The 13,749-nt window shown below is 66.6% G+C and carries 11 protein-coding genes; 5 read left to right on the forward strand and 6 right to left on the reverse strand.

From position 1 onward, the window contains the following. Positions 1–15 precede the first annotated feature (15 nt). From CFB41_RS27165 to CFB41_RS27190, 6 genes are all read right to left on the reverse strand, one after another. The gene (locus CFB41_RS27165; protein ID WP_089458593.1) at positions 16–1,437 is read right to left on the reverse strand and encodes a sigma-54 dependent transcriptional regulator; all 1,422 of its coding nucleotides are present in this window, start codon (positions 1,435–1,437) and stop codon (positions 16–18) included. 111 nt (positions 1,438–1,548) lie between these two features. Continuing rightward, positions 1,549–2,133 (reverse strand): hypothetical protein, encoded by a 585-nt coding sequence (locus CFB41_RS27170; protein WP_089458594.1) that lies wholly within the window; start codon positions 2,131–2,133, stop codon positions 1,549–1,551. A 156-nt stretch (positions 2,134–2,289) separates the two neighbouring features. Further along, a complete protein-coding gene (locus tag CFB41_RS27175) occupies positions 2,290–4,083 on the reverse strand; it encodes a chemotaxis protein CheA (RefSeq protein ID WP_089458595.1) in 1,794 nt (597 codons plus the stop codon). Positions 4,084–4,127: 44 nt separating this feature from the next. Beyond that, positions 4,128–4,409, reverse strand: a complete 282-nt coding sequence (locus CFB41_RS27180; RefSeq protein ID WP_089441983.1) for a hypothetical protein — start codon at positions 4,407–4,409, stop codon at positions 4,128–4,130. A gap of 74 nt (positions 4,410–4,483) precedes the next feature. Then, positions 4,484–5,074 carry a hypothetical protein gene (locus CFB41_RS27185; RefSeq protein ID WP_089441982.1) on the reverse strand — a complete coding sequence of 197 codons (591 nt, stop codon included), beginning with the start codon at positions 5,072–5,074 and terminating at the stop codon, positions 4,484–4,486. Between the two features lie 112 nt (positions 5,075–5,186). Then, positions 5,187–5,510 (reverse strand): hypothetical protein, encoded by a 324-nt coding sequence (locus CFB41_RS27190; RefSeq protein WP_089458596.1) that lies wholly within the window; start codon positions 5,508–5,510, stop codon positions 5,187–5,189. 1,666 nt (positions 5,511–7,176) lie between these two features. Here CFB41_RS27190 and CFB41_RS27205 point away from each other — a divergent pair. The 5 genes from CFB41_RS27205 to CFB41_RS27225 are packed head-to-tail and all read left to right on the forward strand — an operon-like array spanning position 7,177 to position 13,726. Further along, a complete protein-coding gene (locus CFB41_RS27205) occupies positions 7,177–7,614 on the forward strand; it encodes a hypothetical protein (RefSeq protein WP_242808612.1) in 438 nt (145 codons plus the stop codon). Further along, a complete protein-coding gene (locus tag CFB41_RS27210; protein ID WP_089441979.1) occupies positions 7,607–8,614 on the forward strand; it encodes a UDP-glucuronic acid decarboxylase family protein in 1,008 nt (335 codons plus the stop codon). The genes CFB41_RS27205 and CFB41_RS27210 overlap by 8 nt, the downstream gene beginning before the upstream one ends. Then, on the forward strand, positions 8,611–9,600 hold the full coding sequence (gene galE, locus CFB41_RS27215; RefSeq protein WP_089458598.1) for a UDP-glucose 4-epimerase GalE: 990 nt from the start codon (positions 8,611–8,613) through the stop codon (positions 9,598–9,600). The genes CFB41_RS27210 and galE overlap by 4 nt, the downstream gene beginning before the upstream one ends. A gap of 35 nt (positions 9,601–9,635) precedes the next feature. After that, positions 9,636–11,039 (forward strand): UDP-glucose/GDP-mannose dehydrogenase family protein, encoded by a 1,404-nt coding sequence (locus CFB41_RS27220; RefSeq protein ID WP_089458599.1) that lies wholly within the window; start codon positions 9,636–9,638, stop codon positions 11,037–11,039. Positions 11,040–11,065: 26 nt separating this feature from the next. Then, a complete protein-coding gene (locus tag CFB41_RS27225) occupies positions 11,066–13,726 on the forward strand; it encodes a glycosyltransferase (protein ID WP_089458600.1) in 2,661 nt (886 codons plus the stop codon). The last annotated feature ends 23 nt before the right edge of the window (positions 13,727–13,749 follow it).

Below are 13,749 nucleotides of genomic sequence, written 5' to 3' on the forward strand. Positions count from 1 at the left end.
GTGTGCCGCCGCGCGTCAGGCGTGCAGCCCGTGCGCGGTCATCAGCCGGTACAGCGTCGCGCGCGAGATGCCCAGCTCGGCCGCCACGTCCGCATGCTGGTGGCGGTGGCGCATCAGCGTTTCCTCGATCGCGTGCCGCTCGGCCTGCCGGCGCGCTTCCGCGAGCGTCGGCGGCCGCCGCGACGTGTACGGGTGCAGTTCGAGATCCGCGGCCGAGATCAGCGGGCCGTTCGTCATCACGACCGCGAACCGGATCCGGTTGATCAGCTCGCGCACGTTGCCGGGCCATGGATAGTTGTGGATCGCTTCGACCGCGCACGGCGTGAAGCCGCGAATCCGGTGCGAACAGTCGCCGCGATAGCGCCGCAGCACGTAGTCGGCGAGCAGCATGATGTCGCGGCCGCGCACGCGCAGCGGCGGCTCGTCGATGCGCAGCACGCACAGGCGGTAGTACAGGTCGGCACGGAACCGCCCCGCCTGCATCGCGGCCTCGAGATCGACGTGGGTCGCCGACACGATCCGCACGTCCACCGGAATCGACGCGTGCCCGCCGAGCCGCTCGATCGTGCCTTCCTGCAGGAAGCGCAGCAGGCTCGCCTGGCTCTCGAACGGCATGTCGCCGATTTCGTCGAGAAACAGCGTGCCGCCGTGCGCGGCCTCGATCCGGCCGATCTTGCGCTGGTGCGCGCCCGTGAACGCGCCGCGCTCGTGGCCGAACAGTTCGGCTTGCAGCAGCGTCGACGGAATGGCCGCGCAGTTCACGGCGACGAAGGGCGCGTCGGCGCGCGGCGACTGCTGGTGGATCGCCGCCGCCGTCAGCTCCTTGCCGGTGCCGGATTCGCCGGCGACGAAGACGGTGGCGTCCGTGTTCGCGACCTTGCGGATCGTCGCGAACAGCCGTCGCATGGCGTCGCATGCGCCGATCATCGTGCCGCCGGGGGGCGCCGCAGCGGCGTCCGGGCTGCCGTCCGCGAGCTTCAGCATCCCGTATGCATGACCGACCAGATAGCCGATCGTCGTATAGGCGTTCGCATTGCGCACGTAGTCGAAGCAGCAGTGGCGAATCAGGCGCGCGACGGTGAGATCCCGCAGGCGCTCATGGTCGGCGAGTGCGACCCAGCCGACGCGCGGATCGCGCAGCAGCGTTTCGAACGACATGACGTCGAGCGACGCGAAGCTGCCGAAGTCGACGATGCCCGCATGGGGGCGATTCACCCTGACGAGATTCAGTGCGTCCGCAACGGTTTTCGCGCGCCACACGTCCCAGCCGCGTGACGCGAGGCAGTCGACGAGCGCGGCATCGTGCTGCTGCGACAGGTAGACGAGTGGCCGCGGCGGCACGACATGGTTGCGCCGGACGGCAACGAACGGCGCCGGTCCTGCCTCGCGTTCGAGATCCTGCGGGCCCGACACCCTGATCTGGCAGCAATAGTTCACGATGGCCTCGTCGCTTGGATGGGTGGTCGAAACGGCCGTTGCCGGATCGCGCGGGGCGGGACATCGTGGTCCCGCGGCGCAGCGCCGGGCCGTCCTCGGATTGACGTTTCGTTATCGGCAGAACACGACGCGCTGCGTGTAGATCTGCGGCTCGACGACCGGCTTCGCGGCACGGTTGAGGTCGTCACGATAGGCGCGGTAGGTCTTGCCGTTCACCGTCACCTCCGTCGCAGGGGCCGTCTCGATCGAGCCGAGCCCGTTGCGCTGCCACCCGCTCACCCGCTCCGCCGCCGTCACGCTCGACTCGCCGGCGATCTTCTGCGTGATCGCGCTGCCGTCGCTCCATGGCTGCGTCTGCATGTCCTCGGCATGCTGCATCGCGCCGATCGTCTTGCCGGTCGATGTCGGCCCCTTCTGCGCTTCGAACGGTGCGCCACGGCCGTACACCGGCGATTGCCACGACGGGGCGTGGCCTTCCTCCGGCATCATGTAGATCATCTGCGGATCGCCGATCATCATCATCGGCGCGCATGCCGTGTTGTCGGCGCGACCGAGCGTCGACAGCGCCTGCTGAACGCTCACGGCGTTCGCGGCGGTCTGCTCGCCCAGGATCACGAAGACCGCCGGGTTCTGAAATACCGACTGCGCCGCGGCTTGTGCGCTGTACAACAACAGAGCGATCAAAAAGATCCTCATGATTGAGGCCTCCTTGCATCCTCGTCAGGCAAAAAGAGGTGTTGACCTCGGGGATGGGATCAACACCCGTCAAACAGGAAACGACCGTCGGGCATCGAGTCCGAACGTCTCCCGTGCGGCCGGTGTTCCGGTCACACGGGAAACCGACCCGCATGCTTACGACGACGTGCTCGTCGAGATGACGGCCGGAGCCGGCACGACCGGTACAGCCGGGGCGGCCTGCTGGTCGACCGAAGCCGGCGGCAATGCTTGCGCCGGATCGGACAACGCCGGCATGTCGGCGGGCTGCGCAGCCGCTGCTTCCGGCGCCTTCGCGTCGGCGGCCGGCATGTCGGCAGGCGTCGCGGCGACGGCCGGCTGCGCGGCTTCCGGTGCGGGCGCTTCCGCGGCGACCGGCGCCGGCTCGGCGGCCTTCGCATCGGCTGCCGGCGCGGGCATCGCGGCTTCAGCCGCGGGCGCCGCAACGACGGCCGCCGCCGGCGTCGGGTCCGCAGCCGGCGCGGCAGCGGCCTGCGCTGCGTTGTCGGTCGCGGCCGGCATCGGCTCCGGCGCCTTGTCGGCGACGGGCTGCACGGGCTCGGGGGTCTTGTCGGCGACCGCCGGTGCGGGTTCCGGCGCCTTGTCGGCGACTGCCGGTGCGGGTTCCGGTGCCTTGTCGGCAACCGCCGGTGCGGGTTCCGGTGCCTTGTCGGCGACCACCGGTACGGGTTCGGGCGCCTTGTCGGCCACCACCGGTGCGGGTTCGGGCGCCTTGTCGGCGACCACCGGTGCCGGTTCCGGTGCCTTGTCGGCGACCGGTTGCACGGGCTCGGGGGCCTTCGTTTCGGCGACCGGTGTGACAGGCGCTTGCGATGCCTTGTCCGCGACTGCCGGTGCGGCGATCACGGCGGCAGCCGGCACGGCCGCAATCGCAGCAGCCGGGACGATCGACGCCGCAGGTGCGGCAGCCACCGCAGGTGCGGCGGCTACGGCCGGTGCCGCGGCGGCTACAGCGGGGGCGGCTACGGCCGGTGCGGCCGCAACAGCAGGCGCTGCCACTGCCGGTGCGGCGGCTGCGACAGCCGGCGCAGCAACAGCCGGCGCCGCGGCAACCGGCGCCATCGACGGCACGGGCACCGGTACCGGCACCGACACGGGTGCTGCCTGCACAAAATTCGTCGCCACCGGACGGGGCTGAGCCGGTGCCGGCGCGGCAGCGCCGAGCGGCGGCAAGCCCATGCGGTCGCGCACGATCGGATCGCGATACTTCACGTCGTCGGCGACCGTCGCTTCCACGCTCGGCGCCACGTTCGAACGGGCGAGCGGCGCGGTCGTGCCCGGGCACAGGTGCCCGGTCGCTTCCACCGCACGCCGGTTCGCGTCGCTCTGGCAGAGCAGCGCGAGCGCCACGTCGGTCAGGCCCATCGCACGGAATTCACGCGCATCGAGACGTCGCACGCAGGCCTGGTCGACCAGCGTCGTGCCGCCCGTCGCGCCGAAGCCCGGGAACGACACACCGACGCTCACCGAGCCCATGCAGGTATCGGACAGCGTGGTCGTGAGGCCCGGCGCCTGGATCGAGGGGTTCGTCTTGATCGTCTGCGTCCCGGAGTAATTGACGTTTTCCGAGGTCTGGGTGTTGTACGGGTTGGTGCCGGGCGCGCCGGACGACTGCAGCGAACTCACGCTCTGCGGCGTCACGTTCGAACCGCCACTCGTGCCGGACGGCATCGTCACGTTCACGTTCACGCTCGAATTGCCGCTGCCGCGGACCCCGCTGGAGCTGGTGGCATTGCCGCCGCGCGAGCTCGTGGTGTTCGTGTTCATGCTCGAGCCGCCGCCCTGGCTGATGGCCGTCGAGCCGCTCGACGACTGCGAGCTCGAAGTCGAGTCGGCGGTTTGCGCCTGGGCGCCGATCGTGGTCATCGCGAACATCGCAGCGCATGCCACCTTGATCCTGTTGCTGTTCATTTCACTCTCCGGACGAGGTTTGACCTCCCACCCAGGCAACCGTACTAGTTCCCCTGATTCCCTTCAGCTTTGCCTGCTTCCCCGAACTGTTTCCAGCCGTTGCCCAGCTGGGACCATGAGCCTGCCGACATGCCCTGCCACTGCTGGGCGTCGGATCCGCCGATGGCACTGCCCGAAGAAAGCGTTTGTTGTTCTGACGGTTTGGTTGTCTGGTCAGGTTTGTTTGACGTCTGCAAATTCGATTGCACGTCGTCGGCAATACGGTCAGCGCCATACGCCGTCAGAGACGCGAGCATCAGAGCGGCGGCAATCAGTTTCTGCTTCATGCCAACTCCTTACGTGACAACAATGTGGGGAAAAGAGACCAGCGTCGCTGGGAAACTGGTCCCCCCACACCTGACTAATGACTGCTTCCGGTCGCACTTGAACTGCCCTGGCTTCCACCCGATGCGGACGGCGAGCCGGCCGGACCCGTACTCCACACGGTCGACGAGTTGTAGTGATTCGAACCCGCGATCGCGCCCGAACCGCCACTGCCCGTCAGGCCAGCGGCCCCCGCGTTGGCATTGCCCTGGTCGTTTCCGCCCGTTGCCGTGTAGTGGTTCGCGCCGAGTACGATCGTGGCGGTTACCCCTCCCGATAGCGCATTCGCGTTCTCGTTCGTGCTGCTGTTTCCACCGTACGAGCCTGCGGCACCGATACCGCCGCCTGCCGCAAATGCGCCTCCGTTCGTGCCCGAACCACTGGCCGTCGAAGTCGAGTTGTGGAAAGCGGATGCCGTGCCGGCGGAACCAGCGGGTGTGACGGTACTGCCTGCATTCGCGCCCGCCGTCGAAGTCGAATTGCTGGTATAGCTACCGGAACCGACCAGCACCGACCCTGAAACACCGGCCGCAACGGATTGCGTCTGGTTGGTCGTGGACGAACCCGCTGCCAATGCAGCCGACGATAAGACGGTGAGCGCTGTCGCTAATATGACGTTGGCTTTCATAGCAATCCCTTGCTGTGATGAAGTTCAGCGGTGGCGGAGCCGGGCCTGCCCCCCATCGGACGAAACCCGGCATCCGTACCGCCAGCCAATGACGAACGCTGCGCGTCGCGGCTTAGTGGTGATACGTCCAGCCGATTGAACCGGCATTCGCACCGCTGGTGCCACCTGCCTGTGCGCCGCCGAAGCCGAAGCCGCCCACTTGCGAAGTGTTGGTGTGGTCCGTGTACGAGATCGAGCTGCTGCTGCCATGGCCGGCCGTGGCGCCAGCTGCACCGAGCGCTGCACCGGAATCGGTCGCGCCGAAAACGCCGAACCCGACGACCCCGGCCGCCGTCGAACCGCCGCTCGACGAGTTGCTGCTCGACACCGTGCCGCTACCTGCGAACGCTGCACCCGAAACCGCCAGAACTGCTGCTGCAATCAGAAGCTTCTTCATGGTCGACTCCAAAACGGCGTGGACGGAGTGAATCAGGAAGATCGCACGCCTTCAATCTTCCCGACTTGAGCAATCCTCAAAATTAAGGATCACTATCTAATAAATAAAATCTCATTGCCTTTTAAATCACGTTTTTATGTTTTTGCCAGACGAAGCTTAGCTTCGAGATTTTTCGTTATCCAAATTTTTTTGGTAGGTGTTTTCTATTATTTTTATGAACATTGGCCTTGCACCGAAAACTCCCTTGCTTGATATGCCGGAACGATGCGCACATCTTTCCGGCTGGCGATATTCGATACCCCGCCGGACGGCATGTCATGAATCGACATCCCGTTTCCGGAATCGAAAATTCGCGAATACATTAACCACCGCAAATCGCAGCGCCGCTTGAAATACACCTTTTACGCGGGCGACAAGAGCCTGCATTGCAGCCGGGTGGCCTGTGTTCTCCCTGAGCTATCGACGAAGCGTCTTCCGGATAATCCGGCCGACAGGCTGTTCGGTCTAATCCGGCCGGCGCCGGCATGGGCCAGGCGCGATCGGAGCGGCCCTGCATGGCCGGGGACGAATCGGCATCACGCTGTCCGGCACGAACAGCCTGATCCATCCGGGTGAACTGAATGAGAGCGAGTACCGCTGTCGCCCGACTGCCGTGCGGCGCGACAACCGCGACAACCGCGCCAGCAGGCGGCGCGCGCGGCGGGCAAGAAACCGGGACAGCGCAACCCGCGAAGCTGGCACAGCGTCGCGAGCGTCACCCCGGCCTTTCCGACTACCCCAGTGATGCGTAAAGTACGCACCGATCAAGCCACTGCTTATGGTCTTCATCGCCGTTTCCCCGACTGCTTATTGACGAGTTGGCCGCCCCACCGCTTTGTTACATCGTTTCAGCCGCCCGCCGGTGCGTCGAATACCGCAAGCAGCGTGCCACGCGATATTCCACCGCAGCTTGCGCGCGGCACACGGCCGCCATGGCGGCCCACAGCGCCGGGAACGACATTTTTTGTTTCAGGAATGTATCGCAATAACAGTCTGACACCCGCTCCGATCGTTGAGCACCGCGACGCAATCGCCGGATTAGACGGACGAATCCGGCCCGCAGGCCCGCACCGGGCGGCCTGATGAACGAGTGTTTCAAACTTGAGAACGGGGCTGCCGCGCAAGGCCGGCGGCGCGGGCATTTCCGCCGGCAAACCGTGGGGCGCGGCGTGTGCGGCCCCTTCCCGTGCCATCACAAACGAGAATCGATTCGCCCGACACCGGGCACCGAAAGCCCGACACGGCAGCCTCGGGCGCGCCTTCGACATGCGTTTCTCCCGATGACCGAAACGGATTTGATTCATCCGTGAAAATACCGACAGGATCACGCACCGCTCGAGGGCCGAAATAGACCGTAAAAAAGAAAATTTTTGTGGCGGCGTAATCATTCAAATGAATGCAAACTCGGGCCTCGTCATGCCGCACGTCATTTTTTCACCTTCATTCGCTCCGCCTTTCACGCACCGAATCGTCCGATTCGCGTCACATTCGGGAAGCGCCTTGAATCGTTTAGCGATGCATTTCTCACCGATGAAACATTCAAGCTCAACACCTGTTCGACGACGCCATTTCAGAAAAAGCCTGATTCATCATGCGTTGCGTCGTATCGAATCGCATCGACCCGGCAATGGAATCGCCCGCTTTTCTGTCCCCACGATACATGCATGAAACAGAAGCGCGCATATCGCGCGGCAATTGCGCCGCCGCTCCCGTGCGCATCGCGGCGGCATCGTTCATGGCATGCCGATTGCCTTGTTTCCGGCTCTCACCGAGCGGCACGTCGAAGCACAAGATCACGGACGGCGGCCGGCTCGTCAATCAGCGTATCGGGGAAAAGGCGATGAAGATCACCACCGGGCGATCGACGTGCGCGTCGTTCAGGCATCAACGGGGTAGCCAACGAAACCGGAGCGCCTGTCGCGGCGCTTCGTCGACCTCGGCCCATGCGAGCCGGCGCTTGCCGAAGCGCTACCCGTGCGGCGGGATGGAACGCGTGCGCACCGCCGTCGAGCAAATCGACGTGTGGTTCCTCGATCTGCTCGACGAAGGTGAAAGCCATGAATGACCGGGTCGCGCTCGAGACGCGCGCCGGTCAGCGCGTCCTGGTGACGGGCGGCGCCGGCTTTCTCGGCAGCTACGTATGCGAACGCCTGGTCATGGAAGGCGCGTGCGTCACGTGCATCGACAGCCTGCTGACGGGGCGCAAGCTCAACGTCGCCGACCTGAAGGCGTCCGGCCGCTTCGAATTCGTGAAGGGCGACGTCTCGCTCGGCCTGCCGCAACTGCAGGTGGACGAGATCTGGAATCTCGCGTGCGCGGCATCGCCGCCCACCTACCAGATCGATCCCGTCCATACGATGATGACCAACGTGCTCGGCATGAACCACTGCCTCATGCTCGCGCGCAAGACGGGCGCCCGCGTGTTCCAGGCGTCGACCAGCGAGATCTACGGCGACCCGGACGTGCATCCGCAGACGGAAACCTATCGCGGCAACGTGAACACGATCGGCCCGCGCGCGTGCTACGACGAGGGCAAGCGCGCGGCCGAAGCGCTGTGCTACGACTACTACCGCACGCACGGCGTCGACGTGCGCGTCGCGCGCATCTTCAACACCTACGGCCCGCGGATGTCGCCGCGCGACGGCCGCGTCGTGTCGAACTTCATCGTCGGCGCGCTCAACGGCGCGCCGCTCGAGATCTACGGCGACGGCCGGCAGACGCGCTCGTTCTGCTTCGCCAGCGACCTGATCGACGGCTTCTTCTGCCTGATGAACGCCGAGCGCAACGTCGGCACGCCGGTCAACATCGGCAACCCCGGCGAATTCACGATGATCGAGCTCGCGGAGAAAGTGCTCGCGATGACGGGCTCGACATCGGAAATCGTGTTCCGGCCGCTGCCGATCGACGATCCGCACCAGCGCAAGCCCGACATCTCGGTCGCGTCGGCCGAGCTCGGCTGGCGGCCGGCCATCGATCTCGACGAAGGGCTGCGCCGGACCGTCGACTATTTCAGCCGCGAACTGTGGCTCGAGCCGGTGCTGCGCGTGACCGGGGCCCCGGCATGAAAGTGCTCGTGACAGGCGGAGCGGGCTATATCGGCAGCCATACCTGCAAGGCGCTCGCGGCAGCGGGACACGAACCGGTCGCCTACGACAACCTGTCGACCGGCCATCGCGATGCGGTGCGCTGGGGGCCGCTCGTCGCGGCCGACATTCTCGACCGCGACGCGCTGTCGAAGGCGTTCGCCGTGCATCGGCCCGACGTCGTGATCCATTTCGCGGCGCTCGCGTACGTCGGCGATTCGGTGCTCGCGCCCGACCGCTATTACACGGTCAACGTCACCGGCACCTGCACGCTGCTGAGCGCGATGCACGCGGCGGGCATCGGCCGGATCGTGATGTCGTCGTCGTGCGCGACGTACGGCATTCCGGACGGGCTGCCGATCTCGGAGCGCACGCCGCAGCAGCCGATCAATCCGTACGGTTTCACGAAGTACGCGATGGAACGGATGGCCGCCGATTTCGAGCGCGCGTACGGGCTGAAGTGGGTCGCGCTGCGCTACTTCAACGCGGCCGGTGCGGACCCTGACGGCGAGATCGGCGAATGCCACGAACCGGAAACGCACGCGCTGCCGCTCGCGATCCGCGCGGCACTCGGCACCGGCCGTGCATTCCAGGTGATGGGCACCGACTACCCGACCCCCGACGGCTCGGCGATTCGCGACTACGTGCATGTGAGCGACCTCGCCGACGCGCACCTGAAAGCGACCGCCTATCTGTGCGGCGGCGGCCATAGCGTCGCCCTGAATCTCGGCACCGGCAAGGGAACGTCGGTGCTCGAGGCGTTGCGCGCCGTCGAAGCCGTGACGGGCCGCCGCGTGCCGACGGTAACGGCCGCGCGCCGCCCGGGCGACCCGCCCGAACTGTACGCCGACGCCACGAAAGCCGCGCTCGTGCTCGGCTGGCGGCCGCGTTTCACCGCGATCGAACCGATGGTCGAACATGCCGCGGCGTGGTTTCAGAAAGCACTGCAATTCGAATCCGGCAATTGAGCAAGTTTCCTTGAACGCCACGCGGGGGAATCACCATGAAGGTACGGATCGCCATCGTCGGCACGGGCTACGTCGGGCTGGTCAGCGGCGCGTGCTTTGCGGATCTCGGGCATGACGTCGTCTGCATCGACAACAATCGCGGCAAGATCGACGCGCTGAACGAAGGCCGCATGCCGATCTACGAACCGGGCCTCGACGCCGTCGTCGCCCGCAACGTCGAACGCGGCACGCTGCGCTTCAGCAGCGACCTCGCGACGAGCGTGCGCGATCGCGACGCGGTATTCATCGCGGTCGGCACGCCGACGCTGCCGGGCACCGACCAGGCGGACCTGCAATACGTCGAGGCGGCCGCGCGCGAGATCGCGTCGAACCTGACCGGCTTCGCGGTCGTCGTCACGAAGTCGACGGTGCCGGTGGGCACCAACCGGATCGTCAAGCAGATCATCGAACGCTGCGCGCCGGACGGCATCGACGCGGCGATCGCATCGAACCCGGAGTTCCTGCGCGAAGGCTCGGCAATCGACGATTTCATGCACCCTGACCGCGTCGTGTTCGGCGCCGAGCATCCGCGCGCGATCGAGATCATGAAGGCCATCTATGCACCGCTGGAGGCGATGGGCCATCTCGTGCTCGCGACCGAGATCGAAACGGCCGAACTGGTGAAGTACGCGGCGAACGCGTTCCTCGCGGTGAAGATCAGCTACATCAACGAGATCTCGGACCTGTGCGAAGCCGTCGGCGCCGATGTCGAACTGGTCGCGAACGGAATGGGCCTCGACCGCCGCATCGGCGCATCGTTCCTGAAGGCCGGCCCCGGCTGGGGCGGCTCGTGCTTCCCGAAGGACACGCGCGCGCTGAAGGCAACGGCGTCCGAACATGCGGTGCCGCTGCGCATCGTCAGCGCGGCGATCGAATCGAATGCGCTGCGCAAGGAGCAGATCCTGCGCCGCATCGAGAAGGCCTGCGGCGGCTCGATCAAGGACAAGCGCATCGCGGTGCTCGGCCTCACCTTCAAAGGCCAGACCGACGACGTGCGCGAAAGCCCGAGCATCGACGTGATCCAGCTGCTCGTCGGCGCGGGCGCGCATATCCGTGCGTACGACCCGGCGCGTCCGCATGAAGCGTCGCGGCTGCTGCCGCAGGTCTTCATGGAGGGCTCCGCGATCGACGCGGTGCGCAGCGCGGACGCCGTCGTCGTGATGACCGAATGGAAAGCGTTCGAGGCACTCGATCTCGCCGACCTCGCGGATCACATGGCCGATCCCGTGATGCTCGACATGCGCAACCTGTTCAGCGAGCGGCTCGCCGTCGACAGCGGCTTTCGCCGCTATGAGCGCGTGGGCCGCGCGTGCGGCGAACGCACGCCGGCCGACCCGGCATCGGAACAACCGCCCGCCAGCGAGGACACCCGGCTGCCACGCAGCCTGCTTCAAGACTGATGATCTGACCTTGACGGGAGAGCACCATGAAGAAGCTGGTTGCGTCGCTTGCGGGCGGCCTTGCGCCGGATACCGCCGACACCATCGACACCCCCTCCTCCGACGCGGATCGCGCCGCCTCGACGAGCGCGGACGTGCCGCTCGTCGTCCCGTTGATGGACAGCGGCACCCGCATCGTCTTCCACCTCCTCGCGCTGGGCTGGTTCGTCGCGCTGGGCATCTTCTGGCGCTGGTGGTTGCGCGACGAGCACTACGTCGACGCCTTCCGCTTCGGCGTCAACTGCTTCGTGCTGTTCTGGACCACCTTCATTCCCGGCTACTTCATCTTCATCATCCGCTCGGCGGTCGTGCCGAACCCCGCGCTGCCGGTGCCGCGAGACTGGCGCGTCGCGATGGTCGTCACCAAGGCGCCGTCCGAGCCGTTCGACATCGTCCGCACGACGCTGCTCGCGATGCTCGACCAGACCTACCCGCACGATACGTGGCTCGCCGATGAGGATCCGTCGCCCGAGACGCTCGACTGGTGCCGCGCGCACGGCGTATTCGTGTCGACGCGGCGCGGCGTCGCCGCGTACCACCGGACGAGCTGGCCGCGCCGGACCAAGTGCAAGGAAGGCAATCTCGCGTACTTCTACGACAAGGTCGGCTACGACAACTACGATTTCGTGTCGCAGCTCGATGCCGACCATGTGCCGACCCGCACCTATCTCGAGGAGATGCTGCGGCCGTTCGTCGATCCGGCCGTCGGCTACGTGTCGGCGCCGAGCATCTGCGACAGCAACGCGGCCACGAGCTGGAGCGCACGCGGGCGCGTGAACGTCGAGGGGCCGCTGCACGGCACGATGCAGGCCGGCTATGCGGGCGGCCTCGCGCCGCTGTGCATCGGCTCGCACTATGCGGTGCGCTGCCGCGCGCTGCGCGAGATCGGCGGGCTCGGGCCCGAGCTCGCCGAGGATCACTCGACCACGATGATCTTCAATTCGAAGGGCTGGCGCGGCATGCATGCGCTGAACGCGATCGCGAACGGCGAAGGGCCGCGCACGTTCGGCGACCTGGCCACGCAGGAATTCCAGTGGTCCAAGAGTGTGATGATCATCATGCTGCGCTACACGCGCCGCTATTTCATGGGGTTGCCGCTGAAGCTGAAGGCGCAGTTCCTGTTCTGCCAGCTGTGGTATCCGCTGTGCGCGCTCGCGATGGCCGGCGGCGTCGTGATTCCGGTCGTCGCGCTGCTGACCGGCCGCGTGTGGGCGCACGTCGACTACCTCACGTACCTCACCTACGCGCTGCCGCTGGCCGTGCTGCTGCTGTGCGTCGTGACCTGGGCCACGCGTTCGACCCAGTCGTGCCGCCCGCTGAATACGAAACTGCTGTCGTGGGAAGGCCTGTCGTTCGTGTTCGCACGCTGGCCGTGGGTCGTGCTCGGCTGCGTATCGGCGGTGCTCGACTGCGTGCGCGGCAAGGAATTCCCGTTCAAGGTCACGCCGAAAGGCGGCGCGGTCGAACAGGACGCGCCGCTGCGCGTGGTCGCCCCGTATCTGCTGATCTCGCTGTTCTGCAGCCTGCCCGTCGTCACGGTCGAGGATCCGCGCAACGCCGCCGGCTTCTATCTGTTCTCGACGCTGACGAGCATCCTGTATCTGGTGATCGCGGCCGTCGTCGCGGTGAATCATGGCCGCGAGCAAGGGCTCGCGTGGTCGGCTTTCAGGCAGATGTTCTTCAGCCGCCTGCCCGTGCGCAACGCGCTGTTCGTGGTCGCGCTCGCGATGCTGCTGTCGGGCATCGGGCTGCGCGCGCCAAGAGGCTGGCAGGCGATGATGTGGCGCTCGGGGTTGCCGGCCGTGGTCGCGCCCGTGCCGGGCGAACCGGTGAAGCAGCCCGAACTCGGCGCCTACGACCCCGAGAACACGCTCGCGGGCGAGCGGAATCTCGCGTTCGATCATGTGTTCGTGTCGTGGAACGCGCCCGACATCCGTGCGGAAATCGACGATGCGTACCGGCGCGCGCAGGCGCACAACCGCGCGCTGATGCTGACCGTCGAGCCCTGGGCGGCCGGCGACACGCGACAAGGCGCGCTGCTCGACGATATCGCGCACGGGCGCTACGACGCGCGGATCGCGGCCACCTGCTCGGCAATCGCGGCGTTGAAAAGCCCCGTGTTCGTGCGCTGGGGCCACGAGATGGAGGCCGACACCGGGCGCTATCCGTGGGCCATCGGCGATGCATCGGCTTACGTGCAGGCATACCGGCGGGTCGTGACCGCCTGCCGCGCGATGACCGACCAGATCCGCTTCGTGTGGTCGCCGGCCGGCAACCGGAACCTCGACGACTATTTCCCCGGCCGCGGCTATGTGGACGACGTCGGCCTGTCCGTGTTCGACTGCCCGCGCTGCGCGGTCTGGCCGGCCGGCGGCCACGCGTCCGCCGCGAGCATCCTGCGGACCAAGTACGAGCGGGTGGCCGACTACGGGCTGCCGGTGATGGTCACGGAGCTCGGCGTCGACGGGTCGAGTTCGCGCAAGCGCGAGGCACTCGACGAATTCCAGCGGTCGCTGTGGCGCTATCCGCTGCTGAAGGCCGTGGTGTATTTCAACGCGGTCGACACGCCCGGCGCGTGGCCCGCGCATTACGTGCCGGACTGGCGGATCGCGCCGGCCGTCCTGCAGACGACGGTGGTCGCCCGGTGACACGCGCGGCGAGCGACCGCGCG

The organism is Burkholderia sp. AU33803 (assembly GCF_002223095.1).
Taxonomy (GTDB): Bacteria; Pseudomonadota; Gammaproteobacteria; order Burkholderiales; family Burkholderiaceae; genus Burkholderia.